Raw genomic sequence first — 21,431 nt, forward strand, 5'->3', positions numbered from 1 at the left:
GGCTTATTCAGCAGCTTCTACAGCTTCACCAGCAACCTGACGGTCAACCAGCTCGACGTACGCCATAGGAGCGTTGTCGCCAGCACGGAAGCCGCACTTCAGGATGCGCAGGTAGCCGCCCTGACGGGTGGCGTAGCGCTTGCCCAGGTCGTTGAACAGTTTGCCGACGATGGCTTTCGAACGGGTACGGTCGAAGGCCAGACGACGGTTGGCAACGCTGTCTTCTTTAGCCAGAGTGATCAGCGGCTCGGCGACGCGGCGCAGTTCTTTGGCTTTCGGCAGAGTAGTTTTGATCAGCTCGTGCTCGAACAGCGAAACCGCCATGTTCTGGAACATGGCCTTGCGGTGTGCGCTGGTGCGGCTGAGGTGACGGCCACTTTTACGATGACGCATGGTTCAATTCCTTACCAAACTTCAAGTTCGGTGATCGTGACGATCAGGCAGTCGCCTTATCGTCTTTTTTCAGACTTGCCGGCGGCCAGTTGTCGAGGCGCATGCCGAGGGACAGACCACGGGAGGCCAGAACGTCCTTGATTTCGGTCAGGGACTTCTTGCCCAGGTTCGGAGTCTTCAACAGCTCTACTTCGGTACGCTGAATCAGGTCGCCGATGTAGTAGATGTTCTCCGCCTTCAGGCAGTTGGCCGAACGTACGGTCAGTTCAAGGTCGTCAACCGGGCGCAGCAGGATCGGATCGATCTCGTCTTCCTGCTCGACCACTACCGGCTCACTGTCGCCCTTCAGATCAACGAAGGCCGCCAGTTGGTGCTGGAGGATAGTCGCGGCACGACGGATAGCCTCTTCAGGATCCAGGGTGCCGTTGGTTTCCAGGTCGATGACCAGCTTGTCCAGGTTGGTACGCTGCTCGACGCGGGCGTTTTCCACCACGTAGGCCACGCGACGAACCGGGCTGAACGAAGAGTCCAGCTGCAGACGACCGATGCTACGGCTCTCGTCTTCATCGCTCTGACGGGCATCAGCCGGCTCGTAGCCACGGCCACGACGCACGGTGAGCTTCATGTTCAGAGCGCCGTTGTCCGCCAGGTTGGCGATAACGTGATCGCCGTTGACGATCTCGACATCGTGATCCAGCTGAATATCGGCAGCGGTGACCACACCCGAGCCCTTCTTGGCCAGAGTCAGGGTGACTTCGTCACGACCGTGCAGCTTGATAGCCAGGCCTTTCAGGTTCAGGAGGATCTCGATGACATCTTCCTGTACACCTTCGATGGCGGAGTACTCGTGGAGTACACCGTCAATCTCGGCCTCGACTACTGCACAGCCAGGCATGGAGGACAACAGGATGCGACGCAGCGCATTGCCCAGGGTATGGCCAAAACCACGCTCGAGAGGCTCGAGGGTGATCTTGGCGCGGGTCGAACTGACCACCTGCACATCGATGTGGCGGGGGGTCAGGAACTCATTTACCGAAATCTGCATGGATGCACCTATTTTCTAGCCCTTACTTGGAGTAGAGCTCGACAATCAGGCTTTCGTTGATGTCGGCGGACAGGTCGCTGCGAGCCGGGACGCTTTTGAACACGCCAGACTTCTTCTCAGCATCCACTTCCACCCACTCAACGCGGCCACGCTGGGTGCACAGCTCGAGAGCTTGAGCGACGCGCAGCTGGTTCTTCGCCTTTTCGCGAACTGCAACCACGTCACCAGCTTTGACCTGGTAGGACGGGACGTTCACGGTCGAACCGTTCACGGTGATGGCTTTGTGCGATACCAGCTGACGGGATTCGGCACGAGTAGCGCCAAAGCCCATGCGGTAAACCACGTTGTCCAGACGGCATTCCAGCAGTTGCAGCAGGTTTTCGCCGGTAGCGCCTTTACGGCTGGCAGCCAGCTTGTAGTAACCGCTGAACTGACGCTCCAGTACACCGTAGATGCGGCGGACTTTCTGCTTCTCACGCAGCTGGGTACCGTAGTCGGACTGACGACCACGGCGAGCGCCGTGCTGGCCAGGAGCCGATTCGATGTTGCACTTGGATTCGAGCGCGCGCGCACCACTCTTCAGGAAGAGATCGGTGCCTTCACGGCGAGACAGTTTGCATTTGGGACCAATGTAACGAGCCATTCTTCACTGTCTCCTATTACACGCGACGCTTCTTCGGCGGACGGCACCCGTTGTGCGGGATCGGCGTCACGTCGGTGATGCTGGCGATTTTGTAGCCGCAGGCGTTCAGAGCACGCACAGCGGATTCGCGACCTGGGCCCGGGCCCTTGACGTTCACGTCGAGGTTCTTCAGGCCATATTCCAGGGCTGCTTGACCAGCACGCTCGGCAGCCACCTGGGCAGCGAACGGGGTGGACTTACGGGAGCCGCGGAAACCGGAACCACCGGAGGTAGCCCAGGACAGAGCGTTACCTTGACGGTCGGTGATGGTCACGATGGTGTTGTTGAAAGACGCGTGGATATGGGCGATGCCATCCACCACTGTCTTTTTGACTTTCTTACGAGTACGAGCAGCAGGCTTAGCCATGACTTAATTCCTGTCGATTCGCGGGCGCAATTACTTGCGGATCGGCTTACGCGGGCCCTTACGGGTACGCGCGTTGGTCTTGGTGCGCTGACCGCGGACCGGCAGGCCACGGCGATGGCGCAGACCGCGGTAGCAGCCCAGATCCATCAGACGCTTGATTTTCATGTTGATTTCGCGGCGCAGATCACCTTCGGTGGTGAGCTTCGCGACTTCGCCACGCAGCTGCTCGATCTGCTCGTCAGAGAGATCTTTGATCTTTGCTGCCGGATTGACACCGGTAGCAGCACAGATTTTCTGTGCGCTGGTGCGACCTACACCGTAGATGTAGGTCAGCGAGATAACAGTGTGCTTGTTATCTGGAATGTTGACGCCTGCAATACGGGCCATTCAGTGGAACTCCAATTGACAGCTACCCACGCCCTGGAAGCCAAGAAATAGGGCGCGCGATATTAACGCTGTAATAACAAAGAATCAACCCGGCAGCACACTAGCTGCCGGGCTCACTACGCGTGAATCACACTCAGCCTTGGCGCTGTTTGTGACGCGGCTCCGCGCTGCAGATCACGCGCACGACGCCGTCGCGACGGATGATCTTGCAGTTGCGGCACAGCTTCTTGACCGATGCACGAACTTTCATCAGTAACTCCTAAAACCTTACGGGACAGGATCAGCGGAGCATGCCGCTGCCATAGCCCTTCAGGTTGGATTTCTTCATCAGGGATTCGTACTGGTGAGAAACGAGGTGCGATTGTACTTGGGCCATAAAGTCCATCACAACCACGACCACGATCAGCAACGAGGTCCCGCCAAGGTAGAACGGTACGTTCGCTGCAACCACCAGGAACTGGGGCAGCAGGCAAACAGCCGTCATGTACAGAGCACCGAACATGGTCAAGCGGGTCAGTACGCCATCGATATAGCGCGCCGACTGCTCACCCGGACGGATACCCGGAATAAAGGCACCGGACTTCTTCAGGTTCTCCGCTACGTCTTTCGGGTTGAACATCAGAGCCGTATAGAAGAAGCAGAAGAAAACGATCCCTGCACTAAACAGCAGAATGTTCAACGGTTGACCGGGAGCGATCGACTGCGAGATGTCCTGCAGCCAGCCCATACCTTCGGACTGACCAAACCAGGAACCCAGCGAAGCCGGGAACAGCAGAATGCTGCTGGCGAAGATGGCCGGGATTACGCCCGCCATGTTCACCTTCAACGGCAGGTGGCTGGTCTGCGCCGCGAAGACCTTGCGGCCCTGCTGACGCTTGGCGTAGTGCACCGCAATACGACGCTGGCCACGCTCAATGAACACCACGAAACCGATGATCGCTACCGCCAACAAGCCGATGGCAACCAGGGCGAAGATATTGATATCGCCCTGACGAGCAGACTCGAAAGACTGCCCGATCGCCCTCGGCAGACCGGCTACGATGCCCGAGAAAATCAGCATCGAAATGCCGTTACCGATACCGCGCTCGGTGATCTGTTCGCCCAGCCACATCATGAACATCGCGCCGGCCACGAAGGTCGACACCGCCACGAAGTGGAAGCCGAAATCAGTCGAGAACGCGACACCCTGACTAGCCAGGCCAATGGACATGCCTACAGCTTGTACCACTGCCAGGATCAAGGTGCCGTAGCGGGTGTACTGGCTGATCTTGCGACGGCCAGCTTCCCCTTCCTTCTTCAACTGCTCCAGCTGCGGGCTGACGACAGTCATCAGCTGCATGATGATCGATGCCGAGATGTACGGCATGATCCCCAGTGCAAAGATGCTCATCCGCTCCAGCGCGCCGCCGGAAAACATGTTGAACAGGCTAAGAATGGTCCCCTCATTCTGTCGAAACAGGTCGGCCAGCCGGTCAGGGTTTATCCCGGGAACCGGAATGTGCGCACCGATCCGATAGACGATGATCGCCAGGAGCAGAAAACGCAGCCGAGTCCACAACTCGGACAACCCGCCATTGCTGAGCGCAGAGAGAGCACCTTGCTTAGCCATTTAGTCCTCGAACTTGCCGCCAGCTGCTTCGATGGCCGCACGCGCACCTTTGGTGGCGGCGATACCTTTCAGGGTGACCGCACGAGTAACCTCGCCGGACAGCATGACTTTCACACGCTGTACGTTTTGGTTGATCACGTTGGCATCCTTCAGCGACTGCAGAGTAACGACGTCGCCTTCCACTTTGGCCAGCTCGGAGGTACGCACTTCGGCGCGATCCATGGCTTTCAGGGAGACGAAGCCGAACTTCGGCAGGCGGCGGTGCAGAGGCTGTTGACCACCCTCGAAGCCCGGAGCAATGGTGCCACCGGAGCGCGAGGTTTGACCTTTGTGACCACGGCCACCGGTCTTACCCAGACCGCTACCGATGCCACGGCCCGGACGGTGCTTTTCGCGACGGGCACCCGGCGCGGAACGCAGATCGTTCAGTTGCATGGATTAACCCTCCACACGCAGCAGGTAGTAAGCCTTGTTAATCATGCCGCGATTTTCAGGAGTGTCCTGAACTTCGACGGTGTGATTGATGCGACGCAGGCCGAGGCCCTTGACGCAGGCTTTGTGATTGGCCAGACGGCCGTTGGTGCTTTTGATCAGCGTAACTTTGACGGTAGCCATGATCAGAGAATCTCCTCGACGCTCTTGCCACGCTTGGCAGCTACGGACGCCGGGGATTGCATGGCCTTCAGACCCTTGAAGGTGGCATACACCACGTTCACCGGGTTGGTGGAGCCATAGCACTTGGCGAGAACGTTCTGCACGCCAGCCACTTCCAGCACAGCACGCATGGCGCCGCCGGCGATGATGCCGGTACCTTCGGAAGCCGGCTGCATGAACACGTGGGACGCGCCATGGACGGACTTCATCGGGTATTGCAGGGTGGTGCCGTTCAGGTCGACCTGGATCATGTTGCGGCGTGCAGCTTCCATCGCTTTCTGGATGGCAGCAGGCACTTCGCGGGACTTGCCACGACCGAAGCCAACACGACCTTTACCATCACCTACCACGGTCAGCGCGGTGAAGGTGAAGATACGGCCGCCTTTGACGGTCTTGGCAACGCGGTTAACCTGAACCAGCTTCTCGATGTAGCCTTCGTCGCGGCTTTCGTCGCGATTGTCGCGATCGCGTCTTTGCTCGTTATTTGCCATAACTTAGAACTCCAGCCCGCCTTCACGAGCAGCATCAGCCAGCGCTTTCACACGGCCGTGGTACTTGAAGCCAGAACGATCGAACGCAACCTGGGTAACGCCAGCGGCTTTCGCACGCGCAGCGACCAGTTGGCCTACCTTCGTGGCCGCGTCGATGTTGCCAGTGGCGCCATCACGCAGTTCTTTGTCCAAAGTCGAGGCGCTGGCCAGGACTTTGCCGCCGTCGGCCGAGATGACCTGGGCGTAAATGTGCTGCGAAGAGCGGAACACGCAGAGACGCACGACTTCGAGTTCGTGCATTTTCAGGCGTGCTTTGCGAGCGCGACGCAGTCGAGTAACTTTTTTGTCGGTCATTTGCTATGCCCTACTTCTTCTTGGCTTCTTTACGACGGACGACTTCGTCCGAGTAACGTACGCCCTTACCTTTGTAAGGCTCCGGCGGACGGAAGTCGCGGATCTCGGCGGCCACTTGACCAACCAGCTGCTTGTCGATGCCCTTGATCAGGATATCGGTCTGGCTGGGGGTCTCAGCGGTGATGCCTTGCGGCAGTTCGTAGTCCACCGGATGCGAGAAACCGAGAGCGAGGTTCAGCACCTGGCCTTTAGCCTGGGCTTTGTAACCCACGCCAACCAGCTGGAGCTTGCGCTCGAAGCCCTGGCTTACGCCAATGACCATGTTGTTGACCAGCGCACGGGTGGTACCGGCCATGGCACGGTTCTGCTGATCGCCATTGCGGGCAGCGAAACGCAGCTCACCAGATTCCTGGGTCACTTCCACGGACGGATGTACGTTCAGTTCCAGAGCGCCTTTGGCACCCTTGACCGAAAGCTGCTGGCCAGCGAGTTTGACCTCGACACCTGCCGGCAGTTTGACGGGGTTCTTAGCAACGCGAGACATGCTTATCCCCCCTTAGAACACGGTGCAGAGCACTTCGCCGCCGACACCGGCAGCGCGCGCAGCGCGATCCGTCATCACACCTTTGCTGGTGGAGACGATGGACACACCGAGACCGCCACGAACTTTCGGCAGTTGGTCGGCAGGTTTGTACTGGCGCAGGCCAGGACGGCTGACGCGTTTTACTTCTTCGATAACCGGACGGCCTTCGAAGTACTTCAGCTCGATGGACAGCTGCGGCTTGACGTCGCTGCTGATCTCGTAACCCGCGATGTAGCCTTCGTTCTTCAGAACGCTGGCGACTGCCACCTTCAGCTTGGAAGACGGCATGCTTACTACCGACTTTTCAGCCATCTGGGCATTACGGATACGAGTTAGCATGTCCGCTAACGGGTCCTGCATACTCATGGGCTAGATGCTCCTGATACAAAAAAGAACAGCCTTGCGGCTGGAATCATCCACGAACTCGACAAATGCCAGGCTCAGGAGAGCCGGACATTCTAGAGATCGATCAAAAATGAATCAAGCCCCAAAAGGGGCTTGATTCATAGAAAGACAAAGCCGGCACTAGGCCGGCTTCGCTTTTGTTACCAGCTGGCCTTGACCAGACCCGGCACATCACCACGCATTGCCGCTTCGCGCAGCTTGTTACGGCCGAGGCCGAACTTGCGGTACACGCCGTGCGGACGGCCGGTGAGGCGGCAACGGTTACGCAGGCGGCTGGCGCTGGCGTCACGCGGTTGCTTTTGCAGGGCTACCTGGGCTTCCCAACGCTGCTCCGGAGTGGAGTTCGGGTTGGCAATGACAGCTTTCAGCTCGGCACGCTTTTTGGCGTACTTGGCTACCGTTTGCTGACGCTTCAGCTCACGGTTTTTCATGCTCGTTTTGGCCATGTTCCAAACTCCAATCAGTTGCGGAACGGGAAGTTGAAAGCGCGCAGCAGAGCGCGACCTTCATCATCCGTACGGGCGGTGGTGGTCAGGGTGATGTCCAGACCGCGCAGCGCATCAATCTTGTCGTAATCGATTTCCGGGAAAATGATCTGCTCTTTGACACCCATGCTGTAGTTGCCACGGCCGTCGAAGGACTTGGCATTCAGGCCGCGGAAGTCACGCACGCGCGGCAGGGAGATCGCGAGCAGGCGATCCAGGAATTCGTACATACGATCGCGACGCAGGGTCACCTTGACGCCGATCGGCCAGCCTTCGCGAACCTTGAAGCCTGCAACGGATTTGCGGGCGAAGGTCACGACGGCTTTCTGACCGGTGATCTTTTCCAGGTCGGCAACAGCGTGCTCGATGACTTTCTTGTCACCGATCGCTTCGCCCAGCCCCATGTTCAGGGTGATTTTGGTAACGCGCGGAACTTCCATCACGTTGGCCAGCTTCAGCTCTTCCTTCAGCTTGGGCGCGATTTCTTTCCGGTAAATCTCTTTCAGTCGTGCCATGGTGTTTTACCTATGATTCTCAAGCGCCAACCGGCTTTTGGGTGGACTTGAAGACACGAATTTTTTTGCCGTCTTCGACTTTGAAGCCAACGCGGTCAGCCTTGTTGGTTTCGCTGTTGAAAATGGCGACGTTAGAGACGTGCAGAGGCGCCTCTTTCTCGACGATACCGCCTTGAACGCCCAGCATCGGGTTCGGCTTGGTGTGGCGCTTCACCAGGTTGATCCCACCAACGACCAGACGGTCGTCAGCGAGAACCTTGAGCACCTTGCCACGCTTGCCCTTGTCTTTGCCGGCGATGACGATGATCTCGTCGTCACGACGAATCTTTTGCATGACGGCTTCTCCTTACAGCACTTCGGGGGCGAGCGAGACGATCTTCATGAACTTCTCAGAGCGCAGTTCACGAGTTACCGGCCCGAAGATACGGGTGCCGATCGGCTCTTGCTTGTTGTTCAGCAGAACAGCAGCGTTGCCATCGAAGCGGATGATCGAGCCATCAGCACGACGTACGCCGTGACGGGTGCGAACCACAACAGCGGTCATCACCTGGCCTTTCTTCACCTTGCCGCGCGGAATCGCTTCCTTCACGGTTACCTTGATGATGTCGCCGATACCGGCGTAACGACGGTGCGAACCACCAAGGACCTTGATGCACATAACGCGACGAGCACCGCTGTTGTCAGCGACGTCGAGCATGGATTGAGTCTGAATCATATCTTTCTCCGACCCTTAGTCCTTAGACTTCCACGGCACGTTCGACGACTTCCACCAGGGCCCAGGACTTGGTCTTGGCCAGCGGACGGGTCTCACGAATGGTGACCTTGTCGCCGATCTTGCACTGGTTGGTTTCGTCGTGGGCGTGCAGCTTGGTCGAACGCTTCACGTATTTACCGTAGATCGGGTGCTTTACGCGGCGCTCGATCAGAACGGTGATGGTCTTGTCCATTTTGTCGCTGACGACGCGGCCAGTCAGCGTGCGGACGGTTTTCTCAGCTTCAGCCATGATTACTTACCTGCCTGCTGGGTGAGCACAGTCTTCACGCGAGCAATGTCGCGCTTCACTTGCGAGAGCAGGTGAGACTGCCCCAACTGACCAGTGGCCTTCTGCATACGCAGATTGAACTGGTCACGCAGCAGACCGAGCAGTTGCTCGTTCAGCTGCTGAACCGATTTTTCACGGAGTTCATTCGCTTTCATCACATCACCGTCCGCTTAACAAAGGAGGTGGCGAGGGGCAGCTTTGCAGCAGCCAGGGCGAATGCCTCACGCGCCAGCTCTTCCGGAACACCTTCGATCTCGTACAGCACCTTGCCCGGTTGGATCTGGGCCACCCAGTACTCGACGCCGCCCTTACCTTTACCCATACGAACTTCGAGGGGCTTTTTGGTAACTGGCTTGTCCGGGAACACACGGATCCAGATTTTACCGCCACGCTTAACGTGACGAGTCAGGGCACGACGGGCTGCCTCGATCTGACGGGCAGTCAGGCGACCACGTGCAACAGCTTTCAGAGCGAATTCGCCGAAGCTGACTTTGCTACCGCGCTGAGCCAGACCACGGTTGTGGCCGGTCATCTGCTTGCGGAATTTTGTACGCTTGGGTTGCAGCATTGTGCGTACTCCTTACTTGGCAGCTTTTTTACGAGGAGCGGGCGCTTGCGGCTTCAGCTCTTCAGTGCGGCCACCAATGACCTCACCCTTGAAGATCCAAACCTTCACACCGATCACACCGTAAGTGGTGTGCGCTTCGTAGGTTGCGTAATCGATATCGGCACGCAGGGTGTGCAGAGGCACACGACCTTCGCGATACCACTCGGTACGGGCGATTTCTGCACCGCCAAGACGGCCGCTCACCTGGATCTTGATGCCCTTGGCACCAATACGCATGGCGTTCTGTACGGCACGTTTCATGGCGCGGCGGAACATCACACGACGCTCCAGCTGCTGAGCAACGCTTTGTGCTACCAGCATACCGTCGAGCTCCGGCTTGCGGATCTCTTCGATATTGATGTGCACCGGCACACCCATTTGCTTGGTCAGGTCCTGACGCAGCTTCTCAACATCTTCACCTTTCTTGCCGATCACGATGCCGGGACGAGCGGTGTGGATGGTGATACGTGCAGTCTGAGCCGGACGAGCAATGTCGATACGGCTTACGGACGCGCTTTTTAGTTTGTCTTGGAGGTACTCACGAACCTGCAGGTCGGCCAGCAGATAATCAGCGTATTGACGCTTGTCTGCGTACCAGACGGAGGTGTGCTCCTTGACGATTCCCAGGCGGATGCCAACGGGATGTACTTTCTGACCCATCTGATCGACTCCGTTACTTGTCCGCAACCTTGACAGTGATATGGCAAGACCGCTTGACGATGCGATCAGCACGGCCTTTGGCACGCGGCATGATGCGCTTCAGCGAACGCCCCTCGTTGACGAAAACGGTGCTGACCTTCAGGTCATCAACGTCTGCGCCTTCGTTGTGCTCAGCGTTGGCCACGGCCGACTCCAGCACTTTCTTCATGATCTCGGCGGCTTTCTTCGAGCTGAAAGCCAGGAGGTTGAGCGCTTCGCCCACCTTCTTCCCGCGGATCTGGTCGGCGACCAAGCGGGCTTTCTGGGCGGAGATACGAGCGCCCGACAGCTTAGCGGCTACTTCCATCTTCCTTACCCCTTAACGCTTGGCTTTCTTGTCCGCCACGTGCCCACGATAAGTGCGGGTACCAGCGAACTCGCCGAGTTTATGGCCGACCATGTCTTCGTTCACGAGAACCGGGACATGTTGACGACCGTTATGTACAGCGATGGTCAGACCGACCATTTGCGGCAGAACCATCGAACGGCGCGACCAGGTTTTAACCGGCTTGCGATCGTTCTTTTCCACCGCCACTTCGACCTTCTTCAGTAGGTGAAGATCGATAAAAGGACCTTTTTTCAGAGAACGCGGCACTGTCGTATCCCTCTAGTTACTTGCGACGACGGACGATCATGTTATCGGTGCGCTTGTTCGCACGGGTCTTCGCGCCCTTGGTCGGGAAGCCCCATGGAGACACCGGATGACGGCCACCAGAGGTACGACCTTCACCACCACCATGCGGGTGGTCTACCGGGTTCATCGCCACGCCGCGAACGGTCGGGCGAACACCACGCCAGCGCTTGGCACCAGCTTTACCCAGCGAACGCAGGCTGTGCTCGGAGTTCGAGACTTCGCCCAGGGTCGCACGGCACTCAGCCAGTACTTTGCGCATCTCGCCGGAGCGCAGACGCAGGGTCACGTAAGCACCTTCACGAGCGACCAGCTGGACGGAAGCGCCAGCGGAACGCGCGATCTGAGCACCTTTGCCAGGCTTCAGCTCGACACCGTGAATGGTCGAACCGACCGGAATGTTGCGCAGCGGCAGGCTGTTGCCCGGCTTGATCGGGGCAGCAGCGCCCGAGATCAGCTGGTCGCCAGCGCTCACGCCTTTCGGCGCGATGATGTAGCGACGTTCACCGTCGGCATACTTCAGCAGGGCGATGTGAGCAGTACGGTTCGGATCGTATTCCACACGCTCAACGACGGCTGGGATGCCATCCTTGTTACGACGGAAGTCGACCAGACGGTAGTGCTGCTTGTGACCACCGCCGATGTGGCGGGTCGTGATACGACCGTTGTTGTTACGGCCGCCAGTCTTCGACTTCTTCTCGAGCAGCGGAGCATAAGGAGCGCCTTTGTGCAGCTCCTGATTGACCACTTTGACCACGAAACGGCGGCCAGCGGAAGTCGGTTTGCATTTAACGATTGCCATGATGCGCCCCTACCTTACTCAGCACTGCTGGTGAAATCGAGATCTTGGCCCGGCTGAAGAGCGATGTACGCCTTCTTCCAGTCGTTACGCTTGCCCAGACCGCGAGCGGTGCGCTTGGTCTTGCCCTGAACGTTCAGGGTGTTGACGGCGGCAACTTTCACGTTGAACAGGCTTTCGACGGCCTTCTTGATTTCCAGCTTGGTTGCATCAGTGGCAACCTTGAAAACGAATTGGCTCTTGCCGTCCGCCAGCACAGTGGCTTTCTCGGAGACATGCGGGCCAACCAGCACTTTGAATACGCGTTCCTGGTTCATCCCAGCAGCTCCTCGAATTTCTTCACGGCGGACACGGTGACCAGCACCTTGTCGTAGGCGATCAGGCTGACAGGATCGGAACCTTGGACGTCACGTACGTCGACGTGCGGCAGGTTGCGCGCAGCCAGGTACAGGTTCTGGTCTACAGCATCGGACACGATCAGAACGTCGTTCAGACCCATGCCATTCAGCTTGTCCAGGAGAACCTTGGTTTTCGGCGCATCAACAGCGAAGTCTTCAACGACAACCAGACGATCCAGACGAACCAGCTCGGAGAGGATCGAGCGGATAGCTGCGCGATACATCTTCTTGTTGAGTTTCTGGTCATGGTTCTGCGGGCGAGCAGCGAAAGTTACGCCACCACCACGCCAGATCGGACCACGAGTGGTACCGGCACGAGCGCGACCGGTGCCCTTTTGGCGCCACGGACGCTTGCCACCACCGGACACGTCGGAACGGCTCTTCTGCTGCTTGCTGCCCTGACGGCCGCCAGCCATGTAAGCGACAACGGCCTGGTGAACCAGGGTCTCGTTGTATTCGCTACCGAAGGTCAGTTCGGAGACTTCGATCGCCTGAGCGTTAGTTACATTCAATTGCATCTCAGCATCTCCCCTTAACCGCGAGCCTTGACAGCCGGACGCACAACCAGGTTGCCGCCAGTAGCGCCAGGAACGGCACCCTTGACCAGCAGCAGGTTACGCTCGGCGTCTACGCGCACCACCTCAAGGGACTGCACGGTCACGCGCTCAGCGCCCAGATGACCGGACATTTTCTTGCCCTTGAATACACGACCAGGAGTCTGGCACTGGCCAATGGAACCCGGGACGCGGTGAGAGAGGGAGTTACCGTGGGTATTGTCCTGACCACGGAAGTTCCAGCGCTTGATGGTACCGGCGAAGCCTTTACCTTTGGACTCACCGGTGACATCCACCAGCTGACCAGCCTGGAACAGCTCTGCAGTGATCTGATCGCCAGCCTGGTACTCGCCTTCTTCAAGACGGAATTCCCAGACGCCACGACCAGCAGCGACATTAGCCTTGGCGAAGTGACCAGCCTGAGCCTTGGTTACGCGGGAAGCACGACGCTCACCAACGGTAACCTGCACAGCGCGATAGCCATCGCTTTCTTCAGTTTTGAATTGAGTGACGCGATTCGGCTCGATCTCAATGACCGTAACCGGAATGGAGACACCTTCTTCGGTGAAAATACGGGTCATACCCGCTTTCCGACCGACTACACCAATAGTCATGTTGTAAACCTCATGAGTGTACGGGGCTTTCACCCGCTATGGCCGCCCATTTCAGAGCGTTACACGACTAAAACCGCAAGGTTTTAGCCGAGGCTGATCTGCACTTCCACGCCAGCCGCAAGGTCGAGCTTCATCAGCGCGTCAACGGTTTTATCCGTCGGCTGGACGATGTCCAGAACACGCTTATGAGTGCGAATCTCGTACTGGTCGCGCGCGTCTTTGTTGACGTGCGGAGAAACCAGAACGGTGAAACGCTCCTTACGAGTAGGCAGAGGAATAGGACCACGCACCTGAGCACCAGTACGTTTCGCGGTTTCCACGATTTCCTGGGTGGATTGATCGATCAGGCGATGGTCAAAAGCCTTCAACCGAATACGGATTTGTTGGTTTTGCATTTTGACCTCAGACTCTATCTCTGCTATCCCCAACGGACGGACTACGCCCGTTAAAAGGAGGCGTGATTGTACGGATGCCCCCTAAGGGTGTCAACTTTTGATCAGAAAACAGAAAAGGCCCCGAAGGGCCTTTTCTTTTAACGCAGTCGTCGATTACTCGATGACTTTGGCAACCACGCCGGCACCAACGGTACGGCCGCCTTCGCGAATCGCGAAACGCAGGCCGTCTTCCATGGCGATCGGCTTGATCAGGGTGACAACCATTTTCACGTTGTCGCCCGGCATTACCATCTCAACGCCTTCCGGCAGTTCGCAGTTGCCGGTTACGTCGGTGGTACGGAAGTAGAACTGCGGACGGTAGCCTTTGAAGAACGGGGTGTGACGACCACCTTCTTCTTTGGACAGAACGTACACTTCAGCTTCGAACTTGGTGTGCGGCTTGATGGTGCCCGGCTTGGCCAGAACCTGACCACGCTCTACGTCGTCACGCTTGGTGCCGCGCAGCAGGATACCGCAGTTCTCGCCAGCACGACCTTCGTCGAGCAACTTGCGGAACATTTCCACGCCGGTGCAGGTGGTCTTGGTGGTGTCACGCAGACCAACGATTTCGATTTCTTCCTGGATCTTGACGATACCGCGCTCTACACGACCGGTAACTACAGTACCGCGACCGGAGATCGAGAATACGTCTTCGATCGGCATCAGGAACGGCTTGTCGATGGCACGAACCGGCTCCGGAATGTAGCTGTCCAGAGTTTCAACCAGCTTCTTGACAGCGCTGGTGCCCATTTCGTTGTCGTCTTGGCCGTTCAGAGCCATCAGAGCGGAACCGATGATGATCGGAGTGTCGTCGCCCGGGAAGTCGTAGGTGGACAGCAGGTCACGAACTTCCATCTCGACCAGTTCCAGCAGCTCGGCGTCGTCAACCATGTCGGCCTTGTTCAGGAACACGACGATGTAAGGAACGCCTACCTGGCGGGACAGCAGGATGTGCTCGCGGGTTTGCGGCATCGGGCCATCAGCGGCCGAGCAAACCAGGATCGCGCCGTCCATCTGGGCAGCACCGGTGATCATGTTCTTCACATAGTCAGCGTGACCCGGGCAGTCAACGTGTGCGTAGTGACGTACGGACGAGTCGTACTCAACGTGCGCGGTGTTGATGGTGATACCACGAGCCTTCTCTTCCGGAGCGGAGTCGATCTTGTCGAAGTCGACGCGAGCCGAACCGAATACTTCGGAGCAGACGCGAGTCAGAGCAGCGGTCAAAGTAGTCTTACCATGGTCAACGTGGCCGATGGTACCGACGTTGACGTGCGGTTTGTTACGTTCGAACTTTTCCTTTGCCATTTTGACCGCCTCCAACTGATGAATTGAGCGAGACACGCCGCCATTAAAACAAAGGCAGATATATGCATATCTGCCTTTTTGAAGTGGAGCTCTTGAGCGGATTTGAACCGCTGACCTCACCCTTACCAAGGGTGTGCTCTACCAACTGAGCTACAAGAGCGAAACACTTTGCACAAACCGAAAACTTGGAGCGGGCAGCGGGAATCGAACCCGCATCATCAGCTTGGAAGGCTGAGGTTCTACCACTGAACTATGCCCGCGGAGCTTGCGGCTCACGCTAAATCTGGTGGAGGGGGAAGGATTCGAACCTTCGAAGTCGATGACGTCAGATTTACAGTCTGATCCCTTTGGCCGCTCGGGAACCCCTCCAAAGTGGGCGGCATTTTAACTTCTGCCACCTGACTGTCAAGCATTTTCTCAATAAAAACTTGAGGTTAGCAATTTCTGACAGTCACCTCACAGGGGCCACCCTGCAAAGCGGGCGCCATTCTATGCAAACTATCGAGCAGTTGCAACGCCTTCGCACGGCATTAATTGATGTTGCAGATCCTTGAAGTCAGATGCGAGCTGCTGCAGCAGCATATCGTCCGCCAGCCGGCGGCTTTGCGGGGCGATGCGCACCCAGAAACTGCGCTGGGCGCGCGGCAATTCGCGCAGCAAGGGCTCGTAACCGGCATCGCGCAGGCGCTGCATGACGCTCTCGGCCGAGTCGCTGCGCGGGAAGATGCCCAGGGAAATGCCGTTGGCCAGATCGCCCTGGGTAATGATGTAGCTGTCGATCTTGCGCGCCTGCAGCTCTTTCAACTGACGCAGCGACGCCTGCCGTGAAGCCAGCGGCGCCAGATAGACCCAATAATCCAGGCCCGCGGTCGCATCGACACCACGTACATCCGCCTGGATATCCAGCGAAACCAGGCGCTGCTCGATCTGCCCCGCCGCCTCTTCCGACTGGAAGCTGCCGAGAAACAGACAGGTCTCTGCCACCGCCGGCTCAGCTTGCGTCGTAACCGGCCGACGCGCCTGCTCCTTGTCCGCCTCGTTCAACAGACGAATATCCTGTTGCGCGCCATGGTAGAGCGCCAACGGCTCGACCTCTTTTACCCGCAGAGGAGCCTGCTGCTGATGCCAGACGTAATAGAACAGATTGAGAACCAGCAAAAGAAGAAACAGCCAGCGCATAACGCACCTCAAGGCAGCGGGCAAGCCACCGCCAAGCCAACGAAAACCAGATCCGACACATGCCGTGCCTGCGGCAGCAGTTCGCGCACAAGCAAGGCATCCCCCCCGGTGAGATAGACCGTGAAACTGTCACCCCAGCGCTCGCGCGCCACCTCCAGCTGCGTCGTCACGAAACCACGCAACATCAGGGCACAACCGCGCTCGACCGCCTCCGCAGTCGAACGCCCGGGCTGCAAACCCTGCAATGCCTGCTGAGCTGCCGCGTCGTCGTAGCGGATCCGCCGGGTATGCGTGCGCAACTGATTGCGCATCAGCGGCACACCAGGACAGATGTAGCCACCCAGGTGCTCGCCATCCGCCGTCACGAAGTCGGAGGTGACTGCCGTCCCCAGGTCGAGCACCACACAAGCCCCACCACACAGCCGATAGGCACCGACGAGAGCCAGCCAGCGATCCAGGCCCAGTCGGGCAAAATCGTCATAACCATTGCGCACCCCCGCCAGCTCCTGCATGGGCACCGCACAGCGCACAGTGGGAGCAATTTGCTCCAGCCGCGCAACCAAGGCAGCGGTTTCCACATCGCTGCGCACACTAACCAGGCGGCAGTATTGGAAACGCCCCACTCCTTCGGCCTGCAATACCTGCAGCAACTCGTCATCGGAATCGACCACACCACCCAGCAGGCGCTCATGACTAACCGGCGAAATCGCCCGCCACTTGATAAAGCTATTGCCACAGTCCAGCTCAAGAATCATCGCGCAACCTCAGGCTCAGTTCGCCACCACTGAATGCGCGCTCTTCACCCGCCACATTCAGCCGCAACGCCCCCTGCCGATCCACCCCCAACACAATCCCCTGGATTTGCTGCGGCCCAGCAGAAAGCTGCACCTCCCGCCCCTGCCAGAGATGCGCCGCCTCCCATTCATCACGCAACGCCGCAAAGCCACGCGCACGATGCACATTCAGATAATGCTGCAGACTACGACCAAGACTCAGGGCCAACGCCGTCCGATCAACCAGTTCGCCCCGCTCCTGGCGCAGCGAAGTCCAGGGCTGATCGATCTCGACTCGCCCCGGCAACATATTGGCATTCACGCCGATACCGATCACCACCTGACACGCACCGCCCGGATCCCCCGCCAGCTCGATCAACACACCAGCAATCTTGCGCCCCGCCACCAGCAGGTCATTCGGCCACTTGAGCCCTGCTGACGCACACCCCTGCTCGCGCAGCGCCGCCAGAACAGCCAAGCCCACCGTCAGACTCAACCCCTCGAGCGGGCAATCCGCCGCCTCGATCCGCAACCCCAGGCTGTAATACAAATTCTCGGCGAAAGGACTTACCCAGGTTCGACCGCGCCGGCCACGCCCGCCAGATTGGCGCTCCGCCAGCAATAGCAGCGGCGCAGACTCATCGGCAGCCAAACGGCGCAAGACTTCGGCATTGGTCGAATCAGTCGAATCGAGCAGCACCAATCGCCAGCCGAGCACTGCCAAGTCAGACTCCAGGCGCCCGCCATCCAGCAGGGACAGCGGGGACGCAAGGCGATAACCACGCCCGCGCAAGCGATGCACAACCAGCCCGAACTCGCCCTCGAAATGCTCCAGGCGCTTCCACACTGCCGCCCGACTCACCCCAAGGACAGCACCGAGAGCCTCACCGGAATGGAATTCCCCGTCGGCAAGTAATTTCAATACATCACGCATTGGCATCTCGCCCTGCAAGGAGGCAGGCATCATAGCGATGCCACGCCGGCTTGCCTAGAAAACTGCCTTGGCTTTTCCAGCAGATTTCGCCCGCTTTTCTGCGCCCAAAAGCCAAACCCCCAACCCGATTGCTCGGATTGGGGGTTTGGGGATAGGAGCTTGACGATGACCTACTCTCACATGGGGAAGCCCCACACTACCATCGGCGATGCGTCGTTTCACTACTGAGTTCGGGATGGGATCAGGTGGTTCCAACGCTCTATGGTCGTCAAGCAATTCGGTTGGGGACTCGGTGTTTAGTCGCTTCCCCTAATTGGGTATGTGATGTCGTGGTATTGCGTGTTCTGGCAAATTTTCGGTCTGTTTGTCGACTTCACCGTCTAACAGCCAAATTGTTTGGGTGTTATATGGTCAAGCCTCACGGGCAATTAGTATTGGTTAGCTCAACGCCTCACAGCGCTTACACACCCAACCTATCAACGTCGTAGTCTTCGACGGCCCTTCAGGGAGCTCAAGGCTCCAGTGAGATCTCATCTTGAGGCAAGTTTCCCGCTTAGATGCTTTCAGCGGTTATCTTTTCCGAACATAGCTACCCGGCAATGCCACTGGCGTGACAACCGGAACACCAGAGGTTCGTCCAACCCGGTCCTCTCGTACTAAGGTCAGCCCCTCTCAAATCTCAAACGTCCACGGCAGATAGGGACCGAACTGTCTCACGACGTTCTAAACCCAGCTCGCGTACCACTTTAAATGGCGAACAGCCATACCCTTGGGACCGGCTTCAGCCCCAGGATGTGATGAGCCGACATCGAGGTGCCAAACACCGCCGTCGATATGAACTCTTGGGCGGTATCAGCCTGTTATCCCCGGAGTACCTTTTATCCGTTGAGCGATGGCCCTTCCATACAGAACCACCGGATCACTAAGACCTACTTTCGTACCTGCTCGACGTGTCTGTCTCGCAGTCAAGCGCGCTTTTGCCTTTATACTCTACGACCGATTTCCGACCGGTCTGAGCGCACCTTCGTACTCCTCCGTTACTCTTTGGGAGGAGACCGCCCCAGTCAAACTGCCCACCATACACTGTCCTCGACCCGGATAACGGGCCAGAGTTAGAACCTCAAGCATGCCAGGGTGGTATTTCAAGGATGGCTCCACGCGAACTGGCGTCCACGCTTCAAAGCCTCCCACCTATCCTACACAAGCAGGCTCAAAGTCCAGTGCAAAGCTACAGTAAAGGTTCACGGGGTCTTTCCGTCTAGCCGCGGATACACTGCATCTTCACAGCGATTTCAATTTCACTGAGTCTCGGGTGGAGACAGCGCCGCCATCGTTACGCCATTCGTGCAGGTCGGAACTTACCCGACAAGGAATTTCGCTACCTTAGGACCGTTATAGTTACGGCCGCCGTTTACCGGGGCTTCGATCAAGAGCTTCGCTTGCGCTAACCCCATCAATTAACCTTCCGGCACCGGGCAGGCGTCACACCCTATACGTCCACTTTCGTGTTTGCAGAGTGCTGTGTTTTTAATAAACAGTCGCAGCGGCCTGGTATCTTCGACCGGCATGAGCTTACGGAGCAAGTCCTTCACCCTCACCGGCGCACCTTCTCCCGAAGTTACGGTGCCATTTTGCCTAGTTCCTTCACCCGAGTTCTCTCAAGCGCCTTGGTATTCTCTACCCAACCACCTGTGTCGGTTTGGGGTACGGTTCCTAGTTACCTGAAGCTTAGAGGCTTTTCCTGGAAGCATGGCATCAACCACTTCATGTTCTAAAAGAACACTCGTCATCAGCTCTCGGCATTAAGACCCCGGATTTACCTAAGATCTCTGCCTACCACCTTAAACACGGACAACCAACGCCGTGCTGGCCTAGCCTTCTCCGTCCCCCCATCGCAGTAACTAGAAGTACAGGAATATTAACCTGTTTCCCATCGACTACGCATTTCTGCCTCGCCTTAGGGACCGACTAACCCTGCGTCGATTAACGTTGCGCAGGAACCCTTGGTCTTTCGGCGTGCGAGTTTTTCACTCGCATTGTCGTTACTCATGTCAGCATTCGCACTTCTGATACCTCCAGCAAGCTTCTCAACTCACCTTCACAGGCTTACAGAACGCTCCTCTACCGCATCACTTACGTGATACCCGTAGCTTCGGTGTATGGTTTGAGCCCCGTTACATCTTCCGCGCAGGCCGACTCGACTAGTGAGCTATTACGCTTTCTTTAAAGGGTGGCTGCTTCTAAGCCAACCTCCTAGCTGTCTAAGCCTTCCCACATCGTTTCCCACTTAACCATAACTTTGGGACCTTAGCTGACGGTCTGGGTTGTTTCCCTTTTCACGACGGACGTTAGCACCCGCCGTGTGTCTCCCATGCTCGGCACTTGTAGGTATTCGGAGTTTGCATCGGTTTGGTAAGTCGGGATGACCCCCTAGCCGAAACAGTGCTCTACCCCCTACAGTGATACATGAGGCGCTACCTAAATAGCTTTCGAGGAGAACCAGCTATCTCCGAGCTTGATTAGCCTTTCACTCCGATCCACAGGTCATCCGCTAACTTTTCAACGGTAGTCGGTTCGGTCCTCCAGTCAGTGTTACCTAACCTTCAACCTGCCCATGGATAGATCGCCCGGTTTCGGGTCTATACCCAGCGACTAAACGCCCTATTAAGACTCGCTTTCGCTACGCCTCCCCTATTCGGTTAAGCTCGCCACTGAATATAAGTCGCTGACCCATTATACAAAAGGTACGCAGTCACCCAACAAAGTGGGCTCCCACTGCTTGTACGCATACGGTTTCAGGTTCTATTTCACTCCCCTCTCCGGGGTTCTTTTCGCCTTTCCCTCACGGTACTAGTTCACTATCGGTCAGTCAGTAGTATTTAGCCTTGGAGGATGGTCCCCCCATATTCAGACAAAGTTTCTCGTGCTCCGTCCTACTCGATTTCACTTCTAAGATCCTTTCGCGTACAGGGCTATCACCCACTATGGCCGCACTTTCCAGAGCGTTCCGCTAAAATCAAAGAAGCTTAAGGGCTAATCCCCGTTCGCTCGCCACTACTAAGGGAATCTCGGTTGATTTCTTTTCCTCAGGGTACTTAGATGTTTCAGTTCCCCTGGTTCGCCTCTTGCACCTATGGATTCAGTACAAGATAACCATCTTATGATGGCTGGGTTCCCCCATTCAGAGATCTCCGGATCACAGTCTATTTGCCGACTCCCCGAAGCTTATCGCAGGCTATCACGTCTTTCATCGCCTCTGACTGCCAAGGCATCCACCGTATGCGCTTCTTCACTTGACCATATAACCCCAAGCAATCTGGTTACTGTCTCAATCGTGAAGACGACATTCGCCGAAAATTTGCATAGAGAACACGCAAATTTTACCTTGACTCGACTCATTACCAGTGAAAGTAATAAATCGGTCTACTTCTATCACATACCCAAATTTTTAAAGAACAGTTCTGGCGCAAAGACCAGAACTCAACATC

At 57.2% G+C, this 21,431-nt stretch carries 32 protein-coding genes, 3 tRNA genes and 2 rRNA genes; all 37 read right to left on the bottom strand.

Annotated features, from left to right (window positions below):
* Positions 1-3 precede the first annotated feature (3 nt).
* Complete coding sequence (gene rplQ, locus A9179_RS19485; RefSeq protein WP_187807862.1) at positions 4-393, bottom strand: 50S ribosomal protein L17; 390 nt, start codon at positions 391-393, stop codon at positions 4-6.
* A 43-nt stretch (positions 394-436) separates the two neighbouring features.
* The gene (locus tag A9179_RS19490; RefSeq protein ID WP_187807863.1) at positions 437-1,438 is read right to left on the bottom strand and encodes a DNA-directed RNA polymerase subunit alpha; all 1,002 of its coding nucleotides are present in this window, start codon (positions 1,436-1,438) and stop codon (positions 437-439) included.
* Positions 1,439-1,460: 22 nt separating this feature from the next.
* A complete protein-coding gene (gene rpsD / locus A9179_RS19495) occupies positions 1,461-2,081 on the bottom strand; it encodes a 30S ribosomal protein S4 (RefSeq protein WP_187807864.1) in 621 nt (206 codons plus the stop codon).
* Positions 2,082-2,097: 16 nt separating this feature from the next.
* On the bottom strand, positions 2,098-2,487 hold the full coding sequence (rpsK, locus tag A9179_RS19500) for a 30S ribosomal protein S11 (RefSeq protein ID WP_021702690.1): 390 nt from the start codon (positions 2,485-2,487) through the stop codon (positions 2,098-2,100).
* Positions 2,488-2,517: 30 nt separating this feature from the next.
* A complete protein-coding gene (gene rpsM / locus A9179_RS19505; RefSeq protein ID WP_187807865.1) occupies positions 2,518-2,874 on the bottom strand; it encodes a 30S ribosomal protein S13 in 357 nt (118 codons plus the stop codon).
* A gap of 133 nt (positions 2,875-3,007) precedes the next feature.
* Positions 3,008-3,124 carry a 50S ribosomal protein L36 gene (rpmJ, locus tag A9179_RS19510; RefSeq protein ID WP_003281814.1) on the bottom strand — a complete coding sequence of 39 codons (117 nt, stop codon included), beginning with the start codon at positions 3,122-3,124 and terminating at the stop codon, positions 3,008-3,010.
* A 30-nt stretch (positions 3,125-3,154) separates the two neighbouring features.
* Positions 3,155-4,483 carry a preprotein translocase subunit SecY gene (secY, locus tag A9179_RS19515; RefSeq protein ID WP_187807866.1) on the bottom strand — a complete coding sequence of 443 codons (1,329 nt, stop codon included), beginning with the start codon at positions 4,481-4,483 and terminating at the stop codon, positions 3,155-3,157.
* Complete coding sequence (gene rplO, locus A9179_RS19520; protein WP_187807867.1) at positions 4,484-4,918, bottom strand: 50S ribosomal protein L15; 435 nt, start codon at positions 4,916-4,918, stop codon at positions 4,484-4,486.
* Between the two features lie 3 nt (positions 4,919-4,921).
* Positions 4,922-5,098 carry a 50S ribosomal protein L30 gene (gene rpmD / locus A9179_RS19525; protein WP_187807868.1) on the bottom strand — a complete coding sequence of 59 codons (177 nt, stop codon included), beginning with the start codon at positions 5,096-5,098 and terminating at the stop codon, positions 4,922-4,924.
* A 2-nt stretch (positions 5,099-5,100) separates the two neighbouring features.
* Positions 5,101-5,628, bottom strand: coding sequence for a 30S ribosomal protein S5 (gene rpsE, locus A9179_RS19530; RefSeq protein ID WP_187807869.1), 528 nt, complete (start codon positions 5,626-5,628; stop codon positions 5,101-5,103).
* 3 nt (positions 5,629-5,631) lie between these two features.
* On the bottom strand, positions 5,632-5,982 hold the full coding sequence (rplR, locus tag A9179_RS19535; protein ID WP_187807870.1) for a 50S ribosomal protein L18: 351 nt from the start codon (positions 5,980-5,982) through the stop codon (positions 5,632-5,634).
* Between the two features lie 10 nt (positions 5,983-5,992).
* Entirely contained in the window at positions 5,993-6,526 is a 534-nt protein-coding gene (gene rplF, locus A9179_RS19540; RefSeq protein ID WP_187807871.1) for a 50S ribosomal protein L6, read from the bottom strand.
* 12 nt (positions 6,527-6,538) lie between these two features.
* A complete protein-coding gene (gene rpsH, locus A9179_RS19545) occupies positions 6,539-6,931 on the bottom strand; it encodes a 30S ribosomal protein S8 (RefSeq protein ID WP_187807872.1) in 393 nt (130 codons plus the stop codon).
* Positions 6,932-7,110: 179 nt separating this feature from the next.
* Positions 7,111-7,416: a 30S ribosomal protein S14 gene (gene rpsN / locus A9179_RS19550; RefSeq protein ID WP_187807873.1), complete on the bottom strand. Its 306-nt coding sequence runs from the start codon at positions 7,414-7,416 to the stop codon at positions 7,111-7,113.
* Between the two features lie 14 nt (positions 7,417-7,430).
* The gene (gene rplE, locus A9179_RS19555) at positions 7,431-7,970 is read right to left on the bottom strand and encodes a 50S ribosomal protein L5 (RefSeq protein WP_187807874.1); all 540 of its coding nucleotides are present in this window, start codon (positions 7,968-7,970) and stop codon (positions 7,431-7,433) included.
* A 19-nt stretch (positions 7,971-7,989) separates the two neighbouring features.
* Positions 7,990-8,304, bottom strand: coding sequence for a 50S ribosomal protein L24 (gene rplX, locus A9179_RS19560; protein ID WP_187807875.1), 315 nt, complete (start codon positions 8,302-8,304; stop codon positions 7,990-7,992).
* 12 nt (positions 8,305-8,316) lie between these two features.
* On the bottom strand, positions 8,317-8,685 hold the full coding sequence (rplN, locus tag A9179_RS19565; protein ID WP_003243907.1) for a 50S ribosomal protein L14: 369 nt from the start codon (positions 8,683-8,685) through the stop codon (positions 8,317-8,319).
* Between the two features lie 22 nt (positions 8,686-8,707).
* Positions 8,708-8,974, bottom strand: a complete 267-nt coding sequence (rpsQ, locus tag A9179_RS19570) for a 30S ribosomal protein S17 (protein ID WP_187807876.1) — start codon at positions 8,972-8,974, stop codon at positions 8,708-8,710.
* A 2-nt stretch (positions 8,975-8,976) separates the two neighbouring features.
* Positions 8,977-9,168: a 50S ribosomal protein L29 gene (gene rpmC / locus A9179_RS19575; protein WP_160082934.1), complete on the bottom strand. Its 192-nt coding sequence runs from the start codon at positions 9,166-9,168 to the stop codon at positions 8,977-8,979.
* The gene (gene rplP, locus A9179_RS19580; protein ID WP_187807877.1) at positions 9,168-9,581 is read right to left on the bottom strand and encodes a 50S ribosomal protein L16; all 414 of its coding nucleotides are present in this window, start codon (positions 9,579-9,581) and stop codon (positions 9,168-9,170) included. Before rplP ends, rpmC begins: the two co-directional genes overlap by 1 nt.
* A 12-nt stretch (positions 9,582-9,593) precedes the next feature.
* The gene (gene rpsC / locus A9179_RS19585; RefSeq protein ID WP_110683336.1) at positions 9,594-10,280 is read right to left on the bottom strand and encodes a 30S ribosomal protein S3; all 687 of its coding nucleotides are present in this window, start codon (positions 10,278-10,280) and stop codon (positions 9,594-9,596) included.
* 13 nt (positions 10,281-10,293) lie between these two features.
* A complete protein-coding gene (gene rplV / locus A9179_RS19590) occupies positions 10,294-10,626 on the bottom strand; it encodes a 50S ribosomal protein L22 (RefSeq protein WP_003103908.1) in 333 nt (110 codons plus the stop codon).
* A 12-nt stretch (positions 10,627-10,638) separates the two neighbouring features.
* On the bottom strand, positions 10,639-10,914 hold the full coding sequence (gene rpsS, locus A9179_RS19595) for a 30S ribosomal protein S19 (RefSeq protein WP_187807878.1): 276 nt from the start codon (positions 10,912-10,914) through the stop codon (positions 10,639-10,641).
* Positions 10,915-10,930: 16 nt separating this feature from the next.
* Positions 10,931-11,752 carry a 50S ribosomal protein L2 gene (gene rplB / locus A9179_RS19600; protein WP_187807879.1) on the bottom strand — a complete coding sequence of 274 codons (822 nt, stop codon included), beginning with the start codon at positions 11,750-11,752 and terminating at the stop codon, positions 10,931-10,933.
* A gap of 14 nt (positions 11,753-11,766) precedes the next feature.
* Entirely contained in the window at positions 11,767-12,066 is a 300-nt protein-coding gene (gene rplW / locus A9179_RS19605) for a 50S ribosomal protein L23 (RefSeq protein ID WP_187807880.1), read from the bottom strand.
* Positions 12,063-12,665 carry a 50S ribosomal protein L4 gene (gene rplD, locus A9179_RS19610; RefSeq protein WP_187807881.1) on the bottom strand — a complete coding sequence of 201 codons (603 nt, stop codon included), beginning with the start codon at positions 12,663-12,665 and terminating at the stop codon, positions 12,063-12,065. Before rplD ends, rplW begins: the two co-directional genes overlap by 4 nt.
* Positions 12,666-12,679: 14 nt before the next feature.
* Positions 12,680-13,315: a 50S ribosomal protein L3 gene (rplC, locus tag A9179_RS19615; RefSeq protein WP_187807882.1), complete on the bottom strand. Its 636-nt coding sequence runs from the start codon at positions 13,313-13,315 to the stop codon at positions 12,680-12,682.
* A gap of 83 nt (positions 13,316-13,398) precedes the next feature.
* A complete protein-coding gene (gene rpsJ / locus A9179_RS19620; protein WP_003186070.1) occupies positions 13,399-13,710 on the bottom strand; it encodes a 30S ribosomal protein S10 in 312 nt (103 codons plus the stop codon).
* A gap of 153 nt (positions 13,711-13,863) precedes the next feature.
* Positions 13,864-15,057, bottom strand: a complete 1,194-nt coding sequence (tuf, locus tag A9179_RS19625; RefSeq protein WP_187807883.1) for an elongation factor Tu — start codon at positions 15,055-15,057, stop codon at positions 13,864-13,866.
* 84 nt (positions 15,058-15,141) lie between these two features.
* A tRNA-Thr gene (locus A9179_RS19630) sits at positions 15,142-15,217 on the bottom strand.
* 26 nt (positions 15,218-15,243) lie between these two features.
* A tRNA-Gly gene (locus A9179_RS19635) sits at positions 15,244-15,317 on the bottom strand.
* 24 nt (positions 15,318-15,341) lie between these two features.
* Positions 15,342-15,426: transfer RNA gene (locus A9179_RS19640), tRNA-Tyr, on the bottom strand.
* Between the two features lie 129 nt (positions 15,427-15,555).
* Positions 15,556-16,236 (bottom strand): SPOR domain-containing protein, encoded by a 681-nt coding sequence (locus A9179_RS19645; protein ID WP_187807884.1) that lies wholly within the window; start codon positions 16,234-16,236, stop codon positions 15,556-15,558.
* A gap of 8 nt (positions 16,237-16,244) precedes the next feature.
* The gene (locus A9179_RS19650) at positions 16,245-16,991 is read right to left on the bottom strand and encodes a pantothenate kinase (protein ID WP_187807885.1); all 747 of its coding nucleotides are present in this window, start codon (positions 16,989-16,991) and stop codon (positions 16,245-16,247) included.
* Positions 16,981-17,943, bottom strand: a complete 963-nt coding sequence (gene birA / locus A9179_RS19655) for a bifunctional biotin--[acetyl-CoA-carboxylase] ligase/biotin operon repressor BirA (RefSeq protein WP_187807886.1) — start codon at positions 17,941-17,943, stop codon at positions 16,981-16,983. The genes A9179_RS19650 and birA overlap by 11 nt, the downstream gene beginning before the upstream one ends.
* A gap of 157 nt (positions 17,944-18,100) precedes the next feature.
* A 5S ribosomal RNA gene (gene rrf, locus A9179_RS19660) occupies positions 18,101-18,216 on the bottom strand.
* 134 nt (positions 18,217-18,350) lie between these two features.
* Positions 18,351-21,242: ribosomal RNA gene (locus A9179_RS19665) — 23S ribosomal RNA — on the bottom strand.
* Between the last annotated feature and the right edge of the window lie 189 nt (positions 21,243-21,431).

This window comes from Pseudomonas alcaligenes (assembly GCF_014490745.1).
Lineage (GTDB): Bacteria > Pseudomonadota > Gammaproteobacteria > Pseudomonadales > Pseudomonadaceae > Aquipseudomonas > Aquipseudomonas alcaligenes_C.

Excerpts from the sequence above, each read along its gene's own strand:
- rplD (WP_187807881.1), bottom strand. The coding sequence starts at position 12,665 with ATGCAATTGAATGTAACTAACGCTCAGGCGATCGAAGTCTCCGAACTG.
- rpsD (WP_187807864.1), bottom strand. The coding sequence starts at position 2,081 with ATGGCTCGTTACATTGGTCCCAAATGCAAACTGTCTCGCCGTGAAGGC.
- tuf (WP_187807883.1), bottom strand. The coding sequence starts at position 15,057 with ATGGCAAAGGAAAAGTTCGAACGTAACAAACCGCACGTCAACGTCGGT.
- rpsM (WP_187807865.1), bottom strand. The coding sequence starts at position 2,874 with ATGGCCCGTATTGCAGGCGTCAACATTCCAGATAACAAGCACACTGTT.
- rplO (WP_187807867.1), bottom strand. The coding sequence starts at position 4,918 with ATGCAACTGAACGATCTGCGTTCCGCGCCGGGTGCCCGTCGCGAAAAG.
- rpsC (WP_110683336.1), bottom strand. The coding sequence starts at position 10,280 with ATGGGTCAGAAAGTACATCCCGTTGGCATCCGCCTGGGAATCGTCAAG.
- rplP (WP_187807877.1), bottom strand. The coding sequence starts at position 9,581 with ATGCTGCAACCCAAGCGTACAAAATTCCGCAAGCAGATGACCGGCCAC.
- rpsJ (WP_003186070.1), bottom strand. The coding sequence starts at position 13,710 with ATGCAAAACCAACAAATCCGTATTCGGTTGAAGGCTTTTGACCATCGC.
- rpmJ (WP_003281814.1), bottom strand. The coding sequence starts at position 3,124 with ATGAAAGTTCGTGCATCGGTCAAGAAGCTGTGCCGCAACTGCAAGATC.
- rplC (WP_187807882.1), bottom strand. The coding sequence starts at position 13,315 with ATGACTATTGGTGTAGTCGGTCGGAAAGCGGGTATGACCCGTATTTTC.
- rplX (WP_187807875.1), bottom strand. The coding sequence starts at position 8,304 with ATGCAAAAGATTCGTCGTGACGACGAGATCATCGTCATCGCCGGCAAA.
- A9179_RS19645 (WP_187807884.1), bottom strand. The coding sequence starts at position 16,236 with ATGCGCTGGCTGTTTCTTCTTTTGCTGGTTCTCAATCTGTTCTATTAC.
- rpsE (WP_187807869.1), bottom strand. The coding sequence starts at position 5,628 with ATGGCAAATAACGAGCAAAGACGCGATCGCGACAATCGCGACGAAAGC.
- rplR (WP_187807870.1), bottom strand. The coding sequence starts at position 5,982 with ATGACCGACAAAAAAGTTACTCGACTGCGTCGCGCTCGCAAAGCACGC.
- rplB (WP_187807879.1), bottom strand. The coding sequence starts at position 11,752 with ATGGCAATCGTTAAATGCAAACCGACTTCCGCTGGCCGCCGTTTCGTG.
- rplW (WP_187807880.1), bottom strand. The coding sequence starts at position 12,066 with ATGAACCAGGAACGCGTATTCAAAGTGCTGGTTGGCCCGCATGTCTCC.
- rplQ (WP_187807862.1), bottom strand. The coding sequence starts at position 393 with ATGCGTCATCGTAAAAGTGGCCGTCACCTCAGCCGCACCAGCGCACAC.
- rplV (WP_003103908.1), bottom strand. The coding sequence starts at position 10,626 with ATGGAAGTAGCCGCTAAGCTGTCGGGCGCTCGTATCTCCGCCCAGAAA.
- rpmC (WP_160082934.1), bottom strand. The coding sequence starts at position 9,168 with ATGAAAGCGAATGAACTCCGTGAAAAATCGGTTCAGCAGCTGAACGAG.
- A9179_RS19650 (WP_187807885.1), bottom strand. The coding sequence starts at position 16,991 with ATGATTCTTGAGCTGGACTGTGGCAATAGCTTTATCAAGTGGCGGGCG.
- secY (WP_187807866.1), bottom strand. The coding sequence starts at position 4,483 with ATGGCTAAGCAAGGTGCTCTCTCTGCGCTCAGCAATGGCGGGTTGTCC.
- rplE (WP_187807874.1), bottom strand. The coding sequence starts at position 7,970 with ATGGCACGACTGAAAGAGATTTACCGGAAAGAAATCGCGCCCAAGCTG.
- birA (WP_187807886.1), bottom strand. The coding sequence starts at position 17,943 with ATGCGTGATGTATTGAAATTACTTGCCGACGGGGAATTCCATTCCGGT.
- rpsQ (WP_187807876.1), bottom strand. The coding sequence starts at position 8,974 with ATGGCTGAAGCTGAGAAAACCGTCCGCACGCTGACTGGCCGCGTCGTC.
- rpmD (WP_187807868.1), bottom strand. The coding sequence starts at position 5,098 with ATGGCTACCGTCAAAGTTACGCTGATCAAAAGCACCAACGGCCGTCTG.
- rplF (WP_187807871.1), bottom strand. The coding sequence starts at position 6,526 with ATGTCTCGCGTTGCTAAGAACCCCGTCAAACTGCCGGCAGGTGTCGAG.
- rpsN (WP_187807873.1), bottom strand. The coding sequence starts at position 7,416 with ATGGCCAAAACGAGCATGAAAAACCGTGAGCTGAAGCGTCAGCAAACG.
- rpsK (WP_021702690.1), bottom strand. The coding sequence starts at position 2,487 with ATGGCTAAGCCTGCTGCTCGTACTCGTAAGAAAGTCAAAAAGACAGTG.
- rpsH (WP_187807872.1), bottom strand. The coding sequence starts at position 6,931 with ATGAGTATGCAGGACCCGTTAGCGGACATGCTAACTCGTATCCGTAAT.
- rplN (WP_003243907.1), bottom strand. The coding sequence starts at position 8,685 with ATGATTCAGACTCAATCCATGCTCGACGTCGCTGACAACAGCGGTGCT.
- A9179_RS19490 (WP_187807863.1), bottom strand. The coding sequence starts at position 1,438 with ATGCAGATTTCGGTAAATGAGTTCCTGACCCCCCGCCACATCGATGTG.